The sequence below is a fragment of the Shewanella sp. MBTL60-112-B2 genome (genome assembly GCF_019655055.1).
Taxonomy (GTDB): domain Bacteria; phylum Pseudomonadota; class Gammaproteobacteria; order Enterobacterales; family Shewanellaceae; genus Shewanella.
The window spans coordinates 20,720-37,369 of the sequence record NZ_BPFA01000024.1 but is presented as its reverse complement, the minus strand read 5'-3'; the positions used below and the strand labels follow the sequence as shown (position 1 = coordinate 37,369).

Below are 16,650 nucleotides of genomic sequence, written 5' to 3'. Positions count from 1 at the left end.
GGCACTCATGAGAGTGCCTTTAATTTCATCTGTCGATAAACCTCTAACGAGGCCAGCGACCTAATGTGCAACGATCATTACTACCAAAGTCTCGAACCGTGGCGACGTTTTCATAACCCAGCTCAATTAACTTTTCTCTTAACTCGATAGCTTGTTGATAACCGTGCTCAAGTAGCAAATAGCCACCTGGTGCTAAGTAGTCACGAGCCGACTCTGCAATATAAAACAGATCCGCAAAGCCTCTTTGTGGTGCAGTCAAAGCACTTGCGGGTTCGAATCTAACATCGCCTTGAGAAAGATGTTCATCCTCTTCATCAATATAAGGTGGGTTAGACACAATCAAGTTAAAGTCATAGCACTCTACTGCATCGAACCAATCGCTTTGAAATACATCGACTTGTTCAAGTTTTAGGTTAGCCTTATTTTCTTTTGCCAGCGCAACCGCATCTTCGATTTTATCGATTGCGCAGACTTGCCATTCGCTACGTTCATGAGCTAGTGACAAGGCGATGGCTCCCGTACCAGTGCCTAAATCCAGTACTTTAGCATTCTCAGCTAAAGGTAAATTCAGCGCTGTTTCAACCAAAATTTCAGTGTCAGGACGCGGAATTAGCGTTGTAGGGTTAACTCTAAAAGGCAGTGACCAAAACTCACGCTCGCCAACGATATGCGCGATCGGATTACCACGTAGACGCTTGGCCAACATCTGTTTAAACTCAAACACTTGCTCTGGTTCTAAGCTTCTATCTGGCCAAGTATATAAGTAGCTACGTTGTTTATTAATAACATGAAGCAACATAACCTCAGCATCGAGTGATGCTGAGTCTGAAATACTTTCAAGCTGAGAAGAGGCCCACTTAAGCGCCCCTGAGATAGTTAATTGCAAGGAATATCCTTATTCATTTGTAGCACAAAGATGGTATGAGGGAAGGCTTAGCCTTCACCTAGTGCTGCAAGCATATCCGCTTGGTTCTCTAAAATGAGAGGTTCAATAACGCAATCGATATCACCTTCCATAAATTCGCCTAAACGGTACAGAGTTAAGTTAATTCTGTGCTCACTTACGCGACCCTGCGGGAAGTTATAAGTACGAATACGCTCCGAACGGTCACCTGATGACACCAAGTTACGACGGGTGCTTTCTTCAGCACTACGACGCTTCTCGTCTTCAACCGCTTGAATACGTGCAGAAAGCACACTCATCGCCTGAGCACGGTTTTTATGCTGTGAGCGCTGATCCTGACATTCAACTACGATACCTGTTGGAATGTGAGTAATACGAATCGCAGAGTCAGTTTTGTTTACGTGCTGACCACCTGCGCCTGATGCGCGGAAGGTATCCACTTTCAAGTCAGCTTTATTGATTTCAATCGCTTCAGCTTCTGGCACTTCTGGCAATACAATAACGGTACAAGCAGAAGTATGAACGCGGCCTTGAGATTCAGTCTCAGGTACACGTTGCACACGGTGTCCACCTGACTCAAACTTAAGCTTACCGTAAACGCCGTCACCACTGATTTTGGCAATGACTTCTTTAAAACCGCCATGCTCACCTTCGTTAGTGTTCATGACTTCAATTTGCCAACGTTTGCTTTCGGCAAACTTGCTATACATACGGAATAAATCGCCAGCAAAAATAGCCGCTTCATCACCACCCGCACCTGCGCGAATTTCGATAAAGCAGTTATTGTCATCATTAGGATCTTTTGGAAGCAATAGGATCTGCAGCTCATCTTCAAGTGCTGCAATCGCCGATTTAGCGATTTTGTATTCTTCTTGAGCCATTTCTTTTAGCTCTGGATCATCCTCTTCCATCATCTCTTTAGCAGACTCGAGATCTTCCTCAGCTTGCTGGAAAGACTTAAAGGTGCTGACAACATCCTCTAGTTGAGAATATTCTTTAGACAAGGCGCGGAAACGTTCCTGATCGGCAATAACACCTGCATCGCTCAGTAACGCCAACACTTCTTCATTACGTTCAAGTAAGCCTTCAAGCTTACGAATCACACTGTCCTTCATTAAAACGCTAACCTTAGTCTTTATCTAGTCCAAGCACAGCTCTTAATTGTCCAAGAGAATTCAAGTCCCCTTGTCGACTCGCAGCGGTAAGCGCTTGTGTCGGTGCATGGATCAGTTTATTGGTCAGCTTATTAGCTAGCTCTAGTAAGACCTGCTCACTATTACCACCTTGGGCCAACTTGTTGACCGCTCGCTCTACCAACTCATCTTTAATCGCCATACTTCGAGTGCGATATTCACGGATACTGTCTACCGACTCTAGCGAGCGGATCCATTCCATAAATTGATAAGCTTGATCTTCTGCAATTAATTCTGCTTGCTCGGCGGCTTCTCTTCGAGACGCCATATTCTGTTCAATAATGCTTTGCAGGTCATCTACGGTATAGAGGAATGCATCTTCTAAATCCGCGACTTCAGCCTCGATATCTCGAGGAACTGCTATATCAACCAATAACATAGGTTGATGACGACGTTGCTTAAGCGCTTTTTCTACCATGCCTTTACCAAGGATTGGTAATGGGCTAGCCGTAGAGGATATCACGATATCGGCCTTAGGGAGAAAATCTGGGATCTGTTCCAGTGTAATTGCTGTCGCACCGAACTCATCACACATGGCTTCTGCACGTGAAATTGTTCGGTTAGCAACCACCATGGCTGTAACGCCATTGTCTTTTAAGTGACGGGCTACCAGCTCAATAGTCTCACCAGCACCGACCAATAATACCTGAGTAGTACTGAGTGATGAAAAGATATGTTTCGCCATGCTTACCGCAGCAAAGGCTACCGATACGGCCGCGGCACCAATTTCTGTCTCTGTACGAATTTTTTTGGCGACAGAAAAGGTATTTTGAAACATACGATCCATTGTCGCAGCAACGGTACCTGCTTCTTTTGCTTTCACAAAAGATTGCTTCACTTGACCTAAAATTTGTGGTTCACCCAAAATCAGTGAATCCAGACCAGCTGATACACGCATTAAATGTTTAACCGCTTCCTGACCTTTATATTGGTACAAGCAGGGCTCAACATCTTCATGAGATAGTTGATGATAATCTTCCAGCCAAGCAACGACGTCAGCGGCTTCACAGTTATTACAGTAAAGTTCTGTACGGTTACAGGTGGATATGATGACGGCTTCGCCAGATTGAGTGCTAGCAGCTAGACTCTTCATGGCATCATGAATTTTATCAGGTCCGAATGCGACTTTTTCACGCAGATCGACCGTGGCCGTTTTATGGTTAATTCCGATTGCTACAAGGCTCATTTGACTCGTTCTGGACTCTTGGGCATCTCATTTATTGGTGCCATTCTACTGAATTGGTTTTGTTAAAAACAGAATACGCTTAACAAAACCGAATAATAATCTATGTTCTTACCCATTTTTTCAATTAGCATCACTTTTTTAACTATTCATATATAGTTATGTCACGCATTCACGACATTAAGCATTGTATAAATAGTTATTTTTGCATATGGGCATTGGTAAATCATCCAACCCCTCGTATCATAAGGGCTCTTTTATATCAGTAATAGATGAATAATTTGAGACGCATCACAAAAAACACTTATCTATGGGTGATACTCGGCACTCTTTTAGTTAGCGGTTGCTCAACTACCATACCAGACAACCTAGTTCCCGTCTCTGTTAACAAAGTGCAGCAGGCTGACGCATGGGAAATGCAAGGTAAGCTTGCGGTAACAACGCCTGAAGATAAATTCAGTACTAATCTGTATTGGTTACACAGCCCTGAACATGATGAACTGAAGCTAACCACAGTGCTTGGAACGACAGTGTTATCACTCTCTAGTCGAGCTGGTGAGGCCATATTAGAAGTCGATGGTAAAACTTACAAGGATAGCGACCCTCAACGATTACTCACCCGAGTATCAGGTTGGTCGATACCGATTCAGTCACTTCCACTTTGGATTACGGGTCAATTAACTCTGGGTGATAAACTGGTGAGCAAAGACGCTCAGGGCCGCCCTGCGAAACTGGTTAATACCGAGCAACATCCTCCCTGGGAAGTCGATTTTAAGAGCTGGCAAACTCAAAGCGGTGCAGAAGTGCCAAGGTTACTTAATTTGCGGCGTGGAGAGGTTCGTCTAAAAATCCAGCTAAATCAGTGGCAAGCATTAGCACCACAAAGCCAAACGCTTTACCAACAGACGTCACCAACTGAGAACTCTTTATGACCGAGTCACTTTCACTAGGCTGGCCAGCTCCAGCTAAATTAAATCTGTTTCTACATATTAACGCTCAGCGTCATGACGGTTATCACGAACTGCAAACTCTGTTTCAGTTTATCGAACATTGTGATTACCTAGACTTCAAAGTGTTAGATACGCCAAATCTAAAGTTACATTCTAATATGTCGTCAGCTGTTGCCGACAGCGATAACTTAATTCTCAAAGCCGCAAAATCGCTGCAACAACGAACAGGATGTCAGTTAGGCGCTGAAATTTGGCTGGATAAACGCCTACCTATGGGCGGTGGTCTAGGTGGCGGTTCGTCCGATGCTGCAACCACTCTAATCGCGCTTAACCAACTTTGGAAAACCGGATTGTCGCCACTTGAGCTAGGTGAGATCGGTTTAAAGCTTGGCGCAGATGTTCCTGTTTTTATTAATGGTTTTTCAGCTTTTGCCGAAGGTGTAGGTGAGAAATTGCAAAACGTAGAGCCAGCTGAACCTTGGTATCTAGTGTTAGTTCCACAGGTACATGTTTCTACAGCTGAAGTATTTCAAGACCCTGATCTTCCACGAAACACGCCAAAGCTTAGCCTCGAGTCATTACTGAATAGCCCTTGGCAAAATGACTGCCAAACATTAGTCGCAAAACGCCACCCTCAAGTTGCCAAAACCTTAGCGTGGCTGCTAGAATATGCGCCGTCCAGAATGACCGGAACCGGAGCTTGTGTTTTCGGTCAATTCGAACAGGAGCAAGAAGCTAAAGATGTATTGGCGAAGTTGCCTGCATCGATACAAGGCTTTGTTGCGAAAGGGGCAAATATATCGCCGTTGATGCTGAGATTAGCTCAGTGTTAACCACATTCTGGGATATTTTTAAATCCCAGCCACAATCATGAAGCATACGCCTGAGGTTCCTACAGTGCCTGACATTAAACTTTTTGCCGGTAACGCTACACCTAGTCTCGCTAAGAAGATAGCCGATCGTCTATTTTGTAAACTTGGAGACGCAGAAGTAGGCGTTTTCAGTGACGGCGAAATCAGTGTCCAAATTAATGAAAATGTACGTGGTGCGGATGTATTCATCATTCAATCTACTTGCGCTCCTACTAACGATAACCTAATGGAACTTATCGTTATGGTTGACGCGCTTCGCCGTGCATCAGCTGGTCGTATTACAGCGGTTATTCCTTACTTTGGTTACGCGCGTCAGGACCGTCGTGTTCGTAGTGCTCGTGTACCGATTACAGCTAAAGTTGTTGCAGACTTCCTATCAAGCGTTGGTGTTGACCGCGTATTGACATGTGATCTACACGCAGAGCAAATTCAAGGTTTCTTCGACGTTCCTGTTGATAACGTTTTCGGTAGCCCAGTTCTATTAGAAGACATGTTAGCTAAGAATTTAGAAAACCCTGTTGTTGTTTCTCCAGACATCGGTGGCGTAGTACGTGCTCGCGCAGTAGCTAAGCTACTTGACGATTCAGATCTAGCAATCATCGATAAGCGTCGTCCACAGGCTAACGTTGCTCAAGTTATGCATATCATTGGTGACGTTCAAGGCCGTGACTGCATCATCGTTGATGACATGATCGATACTGGCGGCACACTATGTAAAGCTGCTGAAGCACTAAAAGAACACGGTGCAAATCGCGTATTCGCTTATGCTACTCACCCAGTATTCTCTGGCAATGCTGCTAAGAACATCGCTGAGTCAGTAATTGATGAGGTTATCGTAACCGATACTATTCCATTGAGCCCTGAGATTGCTGCTCTAGACAAAGTTTCACAGTTAACTATGTCTACAGTTATGGCTGAAGCAATTCGCCGCGTAAGCAACGAAGAATCAATCTCTGCAATGTTCAAGCACTAATTCGTTACGAATTTAGCTAAAACTAAGCAGTATTAAAAACGCACTCTTTGAGTGCGTTTTTTTATGCCTAAACTACTCTATTCATTACCTTCAACGAATCTACGCTTGAGCGCATCATCCCTTACCGCCTTAGTCACTCCATAAGCGATGCTACGGCGCAGATTAACCAACCAGCCATCAACCTTACTCATATTCACTTTGCAGCTCTTTTTGCCACAGTCAGGGCGCTCTGCGCTGATCAACTTAACCGCCACGCTGTTATTATTTATAACGAGTTCAGTTCTCAGCTTATATGTCTTGTAATCTAAATCTGCGTAACGAACACCTAACTCATCTTTACTAAATACCCAATGGTGACGTTTAACGGTATCAGTAAGTAGATTATCAATGTTTTCAACATAGCTACCATACGGAATCGGATCTTGGTACAACTGCAGCTCGCTTGCCGCAATAGGCATAACTCCCAAGCAGCTAACAAGTACACTTGCTATCATTTTGTTCATCTATCTAGTCCTTTATCTTTAAGCCCAGCTCTTTATTCCAATTAAGCGCAGCTAAAGTCTTACTAGTTGCTTACTGATGCTATTTCTAAGGTTCTTAATATAGTTGTAATAGCCTCGGCTATTCTTATAGCAAATATCGTCAACTAGCTTCTTGCACACATAGTCACCAAGAGCATCGTCATACTTAAGCTGAACCAATGACTGACTATATTCGATACGCATCACATTAGTGTCACCGCGATAGTCAAATCGCGCCCAAATGTAGCCATCCCCCTCTCCTTGATATACCCAAGCAAAGCCTTTAGTTGCCAACATGCCTTCTAATACCAATCAGTATAAAGATTTGGTCGCTCAGCGAGAGTTTAGCGGTTATGAGGCAAGGCAACGAGTGAAGAGCATAGTTATTCTACGGTTAAGCTCGTTAACATAGCATCATAACCGCTAAAACTCGCCATTCTGGAGCGTTTTTGGCTGCCTACTTCTGCGTTAAATAGCTTCACAAGGGAACAACCATTCTTTCAGTTATTTGCCTTGAATTAGTTGCCAAAAAACGTTCTGAGTAGATCAACTTCTTATACTGATCGGTATAAAATAGCGTACCGGACTTTATTAAGATCATCAGTCCCTGTTTCAATCTCCTGATGTACAGCTCGAATGTAACGGTTAGACGATTTAGGTTTAATATTGTCATTGATTTCAAGTCTTGCAGGCTCCGCCTGTACAACACAACTCAATGACAGTAAGCAGGTAAAAGATAAGGCAATCAAAGGCCTCATAAGGTTCACTCCCTGAAAAAACAAAGCAGGATCCTAGCATAAAATTTAAGCGTTTATATAAAGGAGAGCAAAGGGGGGAAACTGCAAATATGACGCGGTTTTAATAGAATGCAAAAACAGCTTTAGGGCTAAAAACAAAAAAGCCCATCCGAGGATGGGCTTTCTTTTATATGGCTGGGGTACCAGGATTTGAACCTGGGAATGCCGAGATCAAAACCCGGTGCCTTACCGCTTGGCGATACCCCAACAAAACTGGTTAAACTCGATGGTACGGGAAGAGAGACTTGAACTCTCACACCTTGCGGCACCAGAACCTAAATCTGGCGTGTCTACCAATTCCACCACTCCCGCATCGAAGTTTACTGCAAGTTACCTTGCTTCATCTTACAACTAATAAAGTTTATAAGATAAGGTCAATTACTCAACCTTTTAAAAATGGCTGGGGTACCAGGATTTGAACCTGGGAATGCCGAGATCAAAACCCGGTGCCTTACCGCTTGGCGATACCCCAATAAATCTTGTTAAATTCGATGGTACGGGAAGAGAGACTTGAACTCTCACACCTTGCGGCACCAGAACCTAAATCTGGCGTGTCTACCAATTCCACCACTCCCGCATCGAACTTTACTGCAAGTCGCCTTGCTTTTATCTTACAACCTCTAGAGCTTATAAGACAAGGTCAATCACTCAACCTTTTAAAAATGGCTGGGGTACCAGGATTTGAACCTGGGAATGCCGAGATCAAAACCCGGTGCCTTACCGCTTGGCGATACCCCAATCAATCTTTCTTACTCATAATCAGCCATGGCTAATCATGCTAAATAAATGGTACGGGAAGAGAGACTTGAACTCTCACACCTTGCGGCACCAGAACCTAAATCTGGCGTGTCTACCAATTCCACCACTCCCGCACTGCATCAAGTTTTACATCTAGATTAAGATGGTGTCTAAATATAGCGTGTCTAACTTCAACGTCCACCACTTCAACACAGTATCAGTTTTTACATCTAGATTAAGATGACTCCATTTTACATCCAGAGTAAAGATGGTAGCAATGGCGGGACTTGAACCTGCGACCCCAGCATTATGAGTGCTGTGCTCTAACCAGCTGAGCTACATTGCCAAAGATGGCTGGGGTACCAGGATTTGAACCTGGGAATGCCGAGATCAAAACCCGGTGCCTTACCGCTTGGCGATACCCCAAAAATCTTGCTTTTAGTAATAAGCCTAAGCTCATCACTTAAATTAAATGGTACGGGAAGAGAGACTTGAACTCTCACACCTTGCGGCACCAGAACCTAAATCTGGCGTGTCTACCAATTCCACCACTCCCGCACTGCATCAGGTTTTACATCTAGATTAAGATGACTCTATTTTACATCCAGAGTAAAGATGGTAGCAATGGCGGGACTTGAACCTGCGACCCCAGCATTATGAGTGCTGTGCTCTAACCAGCTGAGCTACATTGCCAAAGATGGCTGGGGTACCAGGATTTGAACCTGGGAATGCCGAGATCAAAACCCGGTGCCTTACCGCTTGGCGATACCCCAAAAATCTTGCTTTCAGCAATAAGCCTTAGCTCATCACTTGAATTAAATGGTACGGGAAGAGAGACTTGAACTCTCACACCTTGCGGCACCAGAACCTAAATCTGGCGTGTCTACCAATTCCACCACTCCCGCACTGCATCAAGTTTTACATCTAGATTAAGATGGTAGCAATGGCGGGACTTGAACCTGCGACCCCAGCATTATGAGTGCTGTGCTCTAACCAGCTGAGCTACATTGCCATCTTTCTTTACAGCCCCCTGTCTGGGGAACGGGGCGTATTATGCTTATTCGGGTTAATCAGGTCAACTGCTTTTTTCTGCAAATTTACCGAAACAGCATTGTTCGGCGATAAGTTCACCAAACTGAGCAACAGACGCCCAAAAAAGTCGCTTTTATATACGAAACTTAGCCTTCTTTAATCACAAACATACCCAAAACAGTGAATTTTATTTGCCAAGCCAAGTGGGTTAGATTGCTCTGCTACACTTTTATCGGCCCAAACAGCAGTTTTATATCGAGGACTTTATATCACAACCCGATACAAACTTAGCTTATATACTTTAGCTAAAGTAAGTACACCCGCCTAGTTATTGACTCATATCAAGTTAACTACGTCACCCAAGCAACTAATGTTCGTCTAAGCCGTTAACATATGCCGGCAAACCTTAGATACAAAAACGGCGACTATAATAAGTCGCCGTTTGTTATTAACGAACCGCCTGGCTTATACGTTAAATAGGAAATGCATTACATCGCCATCTTTTACGGTATAAGTCTTACCTTCTACGCGTAACTTACCTGCTTCCTTCGCGCCAGCTTCACCTTTATAAGTAATGAAGTCATCATAAGCCATAACTTGAGCGCGGATAAAACCACGTTCAAAGTCAGTATGGATAACACCAGCAGCCTGTGGAGCACTAGCGCCAATTCTTACAGTCCAAGCACGCACTTCTTTTACACCAGCTGTAAAGTAAGTTTGCAGGCTCAACAAGTCGTAACCTGCGCGAATAACACGATCAAGGCCTGGCTCTTCAAGGCCTAGGTCTGCCATGAACTCTTCACGATCTTCAGCATCCATTTCTGCAAGCTCAGACTCAATAGCAGCGCACACAGCAACAACAACTGCATTTTCTTCAGCAGCAAGTGCTTTAACAGTATCTAAATGTGGATTATTCTCAAACCCATCTTCAGCCACGTTAGCAATGTACATTGTTGGCTTAAGTGTTAGGAAGTTTAAGTAGCCAATGGCTGCAAGCTCTTCTTTAGTAAGCTCCATAGAGCGAAGCATTTTGCCTTCGTCTAATACTGGACGCATTTTTTCAAGTACGGCCACTTCAAACTTGGCTTCAGCGTCACCGCCTTTAGCGCGTTTAGCTTGACGCGTAATAGCACGTTCACATGAATCTAAGTCAGCTAGTGCAAGCTCAGTGTTGATCACTTCGATATCGCTTGCAGGATCCACTTTATTTGCAACGTGAACAATGTTGTCATCTTCAAAACAACGAACCACATGGCCAATCGCATCTGTTTCACGGATGTTAGCTAAGAACTTGTTACCTAGACCTTCGCCTTTAGATGCACCAGCAACTAGACCAGCGATATCAACGAACTCCATCGTCGTAGCTAATATACGCTCAGGCTTTACGATTTCAGCCAATGCGTCTAAACGTGAGTCCGGTACAGGAACAACGCCTGTGTTAGGTTCAATTGTACAGAACGGGAAGTTTGACGCTTCGATACCAGCTTTAGTTAGTGCGTTGAAAAGTGTTGATTTACCAACGTTTGGCAGGCCTACGATGCCACATTTGAAACCCATATTGTTACCTTTAATATCAATGAATGACTTGAAGCTTTGCTCCAAGCACTTGTTTATGCTTTAAAAGAATGCAGTCTATGCATCGCCTTTGCCATATCTTGGTTGAACAAGACTTCTGTCGAACGTACCGCTTCATCAATCGCAGCGTCCATCAGCTCTTGATCTGTTGGGGAGGCTTTACTCAGTACATAATTGCTCACCTGACTCTTATCGCCAGGATGGCCTATGCCAATGCGTAATCGGTAGAAGCCTTTATCATTAGCAAGTTTTGCAATGATGTCTTTAAGACCATTATGACCACCGTGACCACCGCCCAACTTAAATTTTGCAACACCCGGTGGCATATCTAGCTCATCGTGCGCGACTAATATTTCTTCCGGTGCGATGCGAAAAAAGTTCGCTAACGCCCCTACCGACTTACCGCTCAAATTCATAAAGGTGGTCGGTATTAGTAGACGTACATCTTTACCATGCAGCGTCACTCTTGCTGTCATACCAAAGTATTTACTGTCCAATGTTAATGTGGCACCACAGACTCTAGCGAGTTCTTCAACGTACCACGCACCTGCATTATGGCGAGTCCGTTCATACTGCGCGCCGGGGTTTGCAAGCCCAACTATCAGTTTAATATTGCTCATAGTACCCAGTCTGTTATTGCCTAATTTACGTTTTGTCGCCGAGTTAATCCTTCAGCAACAAAATTAAAAACGCGGCATTTTAGCACTCAAATAGCCTGCCAACAAATTATACGCAAATTTCCATTATTTTAATGTACCAATCAAGCCCCTAACACGGCTCAATTTCTATAGCGCCATACGATGGAAATGAGTTGTTATGGCTAGCAACAATAAAAAAACCGAGTGATTGGCACTCGGTTTTCTATTTTATAAGCAATTCCAACTTAAAAGCCCATGGCGTACTTAAGTACCTGCTTTTTAATTGGACTGTCGATATTGGCAAGTTTTAACGCACTATTACGTAAAAGCTTAAGTGGCAAAATGTCATTACTAAAGCTTGCGTAAAACAGATCCATGGTCGACATCATCAATTGATTATCACGGTAGCGGCTTCGCTGATATTTAGCTAACACTTGAGCCTTCCACCAGCCGTTTGTATCCTCAAGATGCCCTGCAATGGTATTAATTAGAGCATCAACATCCTTAAAGCCTAAGTTAACCCCCTGGCCTGCGAGTGGGTTAATCGTATGGGCCGCATCACCTAAGATCACCAAGTTGTCGCGATAATAGGTTTGCGCATGTCGACGAGTCAGCTTAAAGCTTGCCTTATCTACAACGCTAAAATTCCGGTCTAAACGCTCTGGAAAGTATTGGTCAATCTGCGCCTTTAGTGCTGAGTTGTTAAGTTGGCTTAATTGGGCAATTCTGTTGGCGTCGTCATACCAAACTAATGAGGCATTGTTACCCGGTAATGGCAATAATGAGCGTGGCCCGCTCGGTGTGAATTGCTGCCAGGTAACATCTTGCTCCGCACAGACGGTTTCTATATTAATTAGCATCGCCGATTGAGCATAGTCCCAAGCCGTAATGCCGATATTGGCCCATTGACGTACCATAGAGTTCGCGCCGTCGGCACCAATTAATAAGCGAGCCTGTAATGCATCGCCATTATCGAGCTGCACTTCAATAAAATCCTGAAGTGAGTTGCGTGACATACCTGAAATCTTAACTGGGCAGAATAAGCTAACATTATCTAGTTGCTTCATACGCTGCCACAGAGATAGTTGGATCAGACGGTTTTCAACAATATGGCCTAAATGGGAAGTGCCGATTTGGTCGCTATGAAAACGGGTAATACAGCCATCCATCTCCCACGTTTCCAAGCCTTTATAGGCGACCTTGCGCATAGTGTCGAGTCCGCTTAACGCGCCAAGGCGTTCAAGTAGAGCTTCCGACGCAGCGCTGATAGCGGATACTCGTAGATCCAGTGGTTGTTCACTATCATATGCCTTTGGAGCAAACGCTTCGACTACCGCAACCTTCAATCCAAGCTGCCCAAGACCTATCGCTGTCGCAGCGCCGACCATGCCGCCACCAACGATCACCGCATCATATAGACGCGATTTACTATTTGTCTGTTCCACTGCTACCTGTCTCCTGACAACTGGACTCTCTATATATTTGCAAGTTTACACCTAAAGAGCGTCGCTATTGGAGGCTTTATATAAGAAAGTTTGCACTATTTGAACCAAAGCAAAATATCCGCTCTTCAAGTTTGTAAACCAAACTCTGCTAAATATGTCGTTTGATGTCATACGCAACTCTAACGTGTACAAATGTGTCTGTACTCGGTTTTCCTCACACCTGCTTACAAACCGCAAAGCTGAGGTATAAACCTTGCCATACACTCAAGCTATCCAAATGGAACATACATTGAGAAATGAGTGAGGATATGATGAAAACAATTGCCTACGCCGTACTATCAGCAGCGTTATTAGTGCCATCGATGAGCTTCGCCAATAGCAACGACGACCTGATGGAGCATATTACAGTCACTTACCGCACTCCAGTTGAGTACGCAGTGTATCAATATACCACCGATACTCTGCTGGCCTTAAATCAGCAAATTCGAATAGAAATTCAACTACAAGCTAAAATGACCAGCATGCAAATGGCTAAGTCACATGGCATTATTACCGATACGGTTACCACAGCACTGAAGCCAGCTAAAGCCGTATTGACCAGCAAGAGAGTAAAGTCTGCCGAATAATTTCACTTTAATAACGGCTAAATGCTAGCCACAGGCTAACTTAGGCGTTAAAATGTCGCGCTATTTTTTCGGTGCTTCTAGAGTGATACAGACTGATGAGTAAAAAACTCCATATTAAAACTTGGGGCTGTCAAATGAATGAGTATGACTCATCTAAGATGGCTGATCTTCTTGACGAATACGAAGGTTATACATTAACAGACAACGCTGAAGAAGCGGACGTGCTGCTTTTAAATACCTGCTCTATTCGTGAGAAAGCACAGGAGAAAGTGTTTCATCAGCTTGGGCGCTGGAAAACATTAAAAGATAAAAAACCAGGGCTGATTATCGGCGTTGGTGGTTGTGTAGCCTCACAAGAAGGTAAGGCAATTAAAGAACGTGCTCAGTGCGTCGATCTTATTTTTGGTCCGCAGACCTTGCATCGTTTACCTGAAATGATCGACCAGATCAAAGACGGTAAAAAAGCGGTTATCGACGTGAGCTTCCCTGAAGTGGAGAAGTTTGACCGTCTTCCTGAGCCTCGCGCCGAGGGCCCTAGTGCTTTCGTTTCAATTATGGAAGGCTGTAGCAAATACTGCTCTTTCTGCGTAGTGCCTTACACTCGCGGCGAAGAAGTTAGCCGTCCGTTGGACGATGTGATCCTTGAAATCGCCCAGCTCGCAGAGCAAGGCGTACGTGAAGTTAATTTACTTGGCCAAAACGTAAACGCTTATCGTGGTGCAACTCACGATGATGAAATCTGTACCTTTGCAGAGCTTTTACGTTACGTGGCTGCTATCGATGGTATCGACCGTTTACGCTTTACCACCAGCCACCCAATTGAGTTTACACAAGACATCATTGATGTGTATGAAGACACTCCAGAGTTAGTGAGCTTCTTACACTTGCCAGTACAATCAGGTTCTGACTTGATCTTGACGCAAATGAAACGTGGACACATGGCAATCGAATATAAGTCGATTATTCGCCGTTTACGTAAAGCGCGTCCAGATATCCTAATCAGCTCTGACTTCATCATCGGTTTCCCTGGTGAGTCTAAGCAAGACTTTGCTGACACCATGAAGTTGATTGAAGACATCCAGTTTGACCATAGCTTTAGCTTTATTTATAGCGCACGTCCAGGCACCCCAGCGGCGGATCTTCCTGATGACGTGAGCCTTGATGAGAAAAAAGAGCGTCTTGCTATCTTACAAGACCGTATCACTCAACAAGCTATGCGTTATAGCCGTCAAATGGTGGGTACTGTGCAACGCATTTTAGTTGAAGGCCCATCGGTTAAGAATCCAATGGAGCTTCGCGGCCGTACTGAAAACAGCCGAGTGGTTAACTTTGAAGGCTTGCATAAACATATCGGTAAATTTGTCGATGTAGAGATTGTTGACGTATATACCAACTCTCTTCGCGGTGTATTTATCCGTGGTGAAGATGAGATGGATTTGCGCCGTGATTTACGTCCATCGGACATCACTGCAAAATATAAGCAAGATGATGATTTAGGTGTAACTCAGTTTAAGCCTGCTTAAACCGAAAACACCACTAAGATTGAACACGCTAAAGGCGGCATCCTGAGATGCCGCTTTTTTCTTCTTAATTGCCGATGATAAATACCATTCGCAATTATTGAATATGGCTCGTAAACTAGCACTATTAACGTATAACCAGACTTAGATTAATGGAGTGATTTTTTGTCAAACAAGTTAACAACGCTCAACCTGTATTTAGAGCCGGCTGAAACACGTAGACTCGCTTCGCTTTGCGGTCCATTTGATGACAATATCAAGCAGTTAGAGCGCCGTATTGGTGTTGAGATCAGCTACCGAAATAATCATTTTCAAATTGTCGGTTCACCACGCAACTGTTTGACAGCCAACAATCTATTGAAAGATCTCTATATCGAGACTCAGCCGCTTAAAGGCAGCACTCCAGATCTTGAACCCGATACAGTTCATATCGCGATCCAAGAGGCAATAGCCTTAGATATGGAAGCCCCTCGTGATGAGAGCGAGTTATACATTAAGACTAAGCGTGGCGTAATTAAACCGCGTAATCCAAATCAAAGTGATTATGTACGTAATATCGTTAACCACGATATTACCTTTGGTATTGGTCCAGCCGGTACAGGTAAAACTTACCTTGCGGTAGCCGCTGCAGTCGATGCGTTAGAGCGCCAAGAAGTGCGCCGTATCTTGCTTACGCGCCCAGCGGTTGAAGCCGGTGAGAAGCTCGGTTTTCTACCAGGCGACTTAAGCCAGAAAGTCGATCCTTACTTACGCCCGCTATATGATGCACTTTTTGAAATGATGGGTTTTGAAAAGGTAGAGCGTTTAATTGAACGCAATGTTATTGAAGTCGCGCCACTTGCCTATATGCGCGGCCGTACATTAAATGATGCCTTTATCATTCTCGATGAGAGCCAAAATACCACTGTTGAACAAATGAAGATGTTCCTGACCCGTATTGGTTTCAATTCTCGAGCGGTGATCACTGGTGATATTACCCAGATAGACTTACCTAAGCATCAAAAGTCTGGCCTGCGCCATTCAATTGAAGTGTTAGGGGAAGTGGATGAAATTAGTTTTAACTTCTTTCAGGCAAAAGATGTGGTACGTCACCCCGTTGTGGCTCGCATCGTAGAGGCTTATGAAGCGTTCGAGTTAAAAGCACAATCGAGTAAAGGCAATAAAGATAGCCAATACCAATTACAGGAAACAGCCCCCCATGAGTGATAGTCAGATGGTTATCGATCTTGATGTACAAGTTGCCGTTGAAGGATTTGAGCTGCCATCGCAAGCAGAACTTGAACTTTGGGTTAAAACCGCACTCAGAGATACTATGAGTGAGGCAGAATTAACGATTCGTATTGTCGACGTTGAAGAAAGCCAAGAATTAAACAAGACTTACCGTGGCAAAGACAAACCTACTAATGTTTTGTCTTTCCCGTTTGAAGCACCACCGGGCATTGAGCTACCGCTACTAGGCGATTTAGTGATTTGTGCTGAGGTTGTTAAGCAAGAAGCAATTGATCAAAATAAACCCCTACTCGCACATTGGGCACACATGGTTGTACATGGTTGTCTCCATCTGCTAGGGTATGATCATATTGACGATTCTGAGGCCGAAGAGATGGAGTCACTAGAGACCCAACTAATTGAAAACCTTGGTTATACTAATCCTTATAAGGAGCAATAATTGGCTCAAAAGAG

General features: G+C 44.1%; 15 protein-coding genes and 13 tRNA genes. 7 read left to right on the top strand and 21 right to left on the bottom strand.

The window, feature by feature from the left end; genetic code table 11:
* Positions 1 to 43: 43 nt before the first annotated feature.
* From prmC to hemA, 3 genes are read right to left on the bottom strand one after another with little or no spacing between them, the layout of a single operon-like run.
* Entirely contained in the window at positions 44 to 886 is an 843-nt protein-coding gene (gene prmC, locus K5Q73_RS14850; protein ID WP_220764725.1) for a peptide chain release factor N(5)-glutamine methyltransferase, read from the bottom strand.
* A gap of 47 nt (positions 887 to 933) precedes the next feature.
* A complete protein-coding gene (gene prfA, locus K5Q73_RS14845) occupies positions 934 to 2,019 on the bottom strand; it encodes a peptide chain release factor 1 (RefSeq protein WP_220764723.1) in 1,086 nt (361 codons plus the stop codon).
* Positions 2,020 to 2,032: 13 nt separating this feature from the next.
* Positions 2,033 to 3,283, bottom strand: a complete 1,251-nt coding sequence (gene hemA / locus K5Q73_RS14840; protein WP_220764721.1) for a glutamyl-tRNA reductase — start codon at positions 3,281 to 3,283, stop codon at positions 2,033 to 2,035.
* 269 nt (positions 3,284 to 3,552) lie between these two features.
* Here hemA and lolB point away from each other — a divergent pair, with 269 nt between their 5' ends.
* The 3 genes from lolB to K5Q73_RS14825 all read left to right on the top strand — a co-directional run bounded on the left by lolB (position 3,553) and on the right by K5Q73_RS14825 (position 6,075).
* Positions 3,553 to 4,212, top strand: a complete 660-nt coding sequence (gene lolB, locus K5Q73_RS14835) for a lipoprotein insertase outer membrane protein LolB (protein ID WP_220764719.1) — start codon at positions 3,553 to 3,555, stop codon at positions 4,210 to 4,212.
* Positions 4,209 to 5,063 (top strand): 4-(cytidine 5'-diphospho)-2-C-methyl-D-erythritol kinase, encoded by an 855-nt coding sequence (ispE, locus tag K5Q73_RS14830; RefSeq protein ID WP_220764717.1) that lies wholly within the window; start codon positions 4,209 to 4,211, stop codon positions 5,061 to 5,063. Before lolB ends, ispE begins: the two co-directional genes overlap by 4 nt.
* Positions 5,064 to 5,127: 64 nt before the next feature.
* On the top strand, positions 5,128 to 6,075 hold the full coding sequence (locus tag K5Q73_RS14825; RefSeq protein WP_028769213.1) for a ribose-phosphate pyrophosphokinase: 948 nt from the start codon (positions 5,128 to 5,130) through the stop codon (positions 6,073 to 6,075).
* Positions 6,076 to 6,152: 77 nt separating this feature from the next.
* Here the strand turns inward: K5Q73_RS14825 and K5Q73_RS14820 are convergent, their stop codons facing one another.
* The 18 genes from K5Q73_RS14820 to K5Q73_RS14735 all read right to left on the bottom strand — a co-directional run bounded on the left by K5Q73_RS14820 (position 6,153) and on the right by K5Q73_RS14735 (position 12,764).
* Positions 6,153 to 6,578, bottom strand: a complete 426-nt coding sequence (locus K5Q73_RS14820; RefSeq protein ID WP_220764715.1) for a hypothetical protein — start codon at positions 6,576 to 6,578, stop codon at positions 6,153 to 6,155.
* 51 nt (positions 6,579 to 6,629) lie between these two features.
* A complete protein-coding gene (locus K5Q73_RS14815) occupies positions 6,630 to 6,893 on the bottom strand; it encodes a hypothetical protein (protein ID WP_259650815.1) in 264 nt (87 codons plus the stop codon).
* A 632-nt stretch (positions 6,894 to 7,525) separates the two neighbouring features.
* Positions 7,526 to 7,600: transfer RNA gene (locus tag K5Q73_RS14810), tRNA-Gln, on the bottom strand.
* Between the two features lie 20 nt (positions 7,601 to 7,620).
* Positions 7,621 to 7,705 (bottom strand) — tRNA-Leu (locus K5Q73_RS14805).
* A gap of 85 nt (positions 7,706 to 7,790) precedes the next feature.
* Positions 7,791 to 7,865, bottom strand: a tRNA-Gln gene (locus K5Q73_RS14800).
* 20 nt (positions 7,866 to 7,885) lie between these two features.
* A tRNA-Leu gene (locus tag K5Q73_RS14795) sits at positions 7,886 to 7,970 on the bottom strand.
* Positions 7,971 to 8,056: 86 nt separating this feature from the next.
* Positions 8,057 to 8,131: transfer RNA gene (locus K5Q73_RS14790), tRNA-Gln, on the bottom strand.
* Positions 8,132 to 8,180: 49 nt separating this feature from the next.
* Positions 8,181 to 8,265 (bottom strand) — tRNA-Leu (locus tag K5Q73_RS14785).
* Between the two features lie 135 nt (positions 8,266 to 8,400).
* Positions 8,401 to 8,477: transfer RNA gene (locus K5Q73_RS14780), tRNA-Met, on the bottom strand.
* 5 nt (positions 8,478 to 8,482) lie between these two features.
* A tRNA-Gln gene (locus K5Q73_RS14775) sits at positions 8,483 to 8,557 on the bottom strand.
* Between the two features lie 47 nt (positions 8,558 to 8,604).
* A tRNA-Leu gene (locus K5Q73_RS14770) sits at positions 8,605 to 8,689 on the bottom strand.
* Positions 8,690 to 8,747: 58 nt separating this feature from the next.
* Positions 8,748 to 8,824 (bottom strand) — tRNA-Met (locus K5Q73_RS14765).
* A gap of 5 nt (positions 8,825 to 8,829) precedes the next feature.
* A tRNA-Gln gene (locus K5Q73_RS14760) sits at positions 8,830 to 8,904 on the bottom strand.
* A 47-nt stretch (positions 8,905 to 8,951) separates the two neighbouring features.
* A tRNA-Leu gene (locus K5Q73_RS14755) sits at positions 8,952 to 9,036 on the bottom strand.
* 30 nt (positions 9,037 to 9,066) lie between these two features.
* Positions 9,067 to 9,143, bottom strand: a tRNA-Met gene (locus tag K5Q73_RS14750).
* Between the two features lie 485 nt (positions 9,144 to 9,628).
* Positions 9,629 to 10,720: a redox-regulated ATPase YchF gene (gene ychF / locus K5Q73_RS14745; RefSeq protein WP_220764713.1), complete on the bottom strand. Its 1,092-nt coding sequence runs from the start codon at positions 10,718 to 10,720 to the stop codon at positions 9,629 to 9,631.
* 53 nt (positions 10,721 to 10,773) lie between these two features.
* Positions 10,774 to 11,358, bottom strand: a complete 585-nt coding sequence (gene pth, locus K5Q73_RS14740; RefSeq protein ID WP_041411592.1) for an aminoacyl-tRNA hydrolase — start codon at positions 11,356 to 11,358, stop codon at positions 10,774 to 10,776.
* Positions 11,359 to 11,621: 263 nt separating this feature from the next.
* A complete protein-coding gene (locus K5Q73_RS14735) occupies positions 11,622 to 12,764 on the bottom strand; it encodes an FAD-dependent monooxygenase (RefSeq protein WP_374706860.1) in 1,143 nt (380 codons plus the stop codon).
* A gap of 365 nt (positions 12,765 to 13,129) precedes the next feature.
* Here K5Q73_RS14735 and K5Q73_RS14730 point away from each other — a divergent pair, with 365 nt between their 5' ends.
* From K5Q73_RS14730 to ybeY, 4 genes are all read left to right on the top strand, one after another.
* On the top strand, positions 13,130 to 13,447 hold the full coding sequence (locus K5Q73_RS14730) for a hypothetical protein (protein WP_259650814.1): 318 nt from the start codon (positions 13,130 to 13,132) through the stop codon (positions 13,445 to 13,447).
* A 95-nt stretch (positions 13,448 to 13,542) separates the two neighbouring features.
* Complete coding sequence (gene miaB / locus K5Q73_RS14725; protein ID WP_220764703.1) at positions 13,543 to 14,970, top strand: tRNA (N6-isopentenyl adenosine(37)-C2)-methylthiotransferase MiaB; 1,428 nt, start codon at positions 13,543 to 13,545, stop codon at positions 14,968 to 14,970.
* 162 nt (positions 14,971 to 15,132) lie between these two features.
* Complete coding sequence (locus tag K5Q73_RS14720; RefSeq protein WP_220764701.1) at positions 15,133 to 16,173, top strand: PhoH family protein; 1,041 nt, start codon at positions 15,133 to 15,135, stop codon at positions 16,171 to 16,173.
* A complete protein-coding gene (gene ybeY / locus K5Q73_RS14715; protein ID WP_220764699.1) occupies positions 16,166 to 16,636 on the top strand; it encodes an rRNA maturation RNase YbeY in 471 nt (156 codons plus the stop codon). The genes K5Q73_RS14720 and ybeY overlap by 8 nt, the downstream gene beginning before the upstream one ends.
* Positions 16,637 to 16,650: the final 14 nt, after the last annotated feature.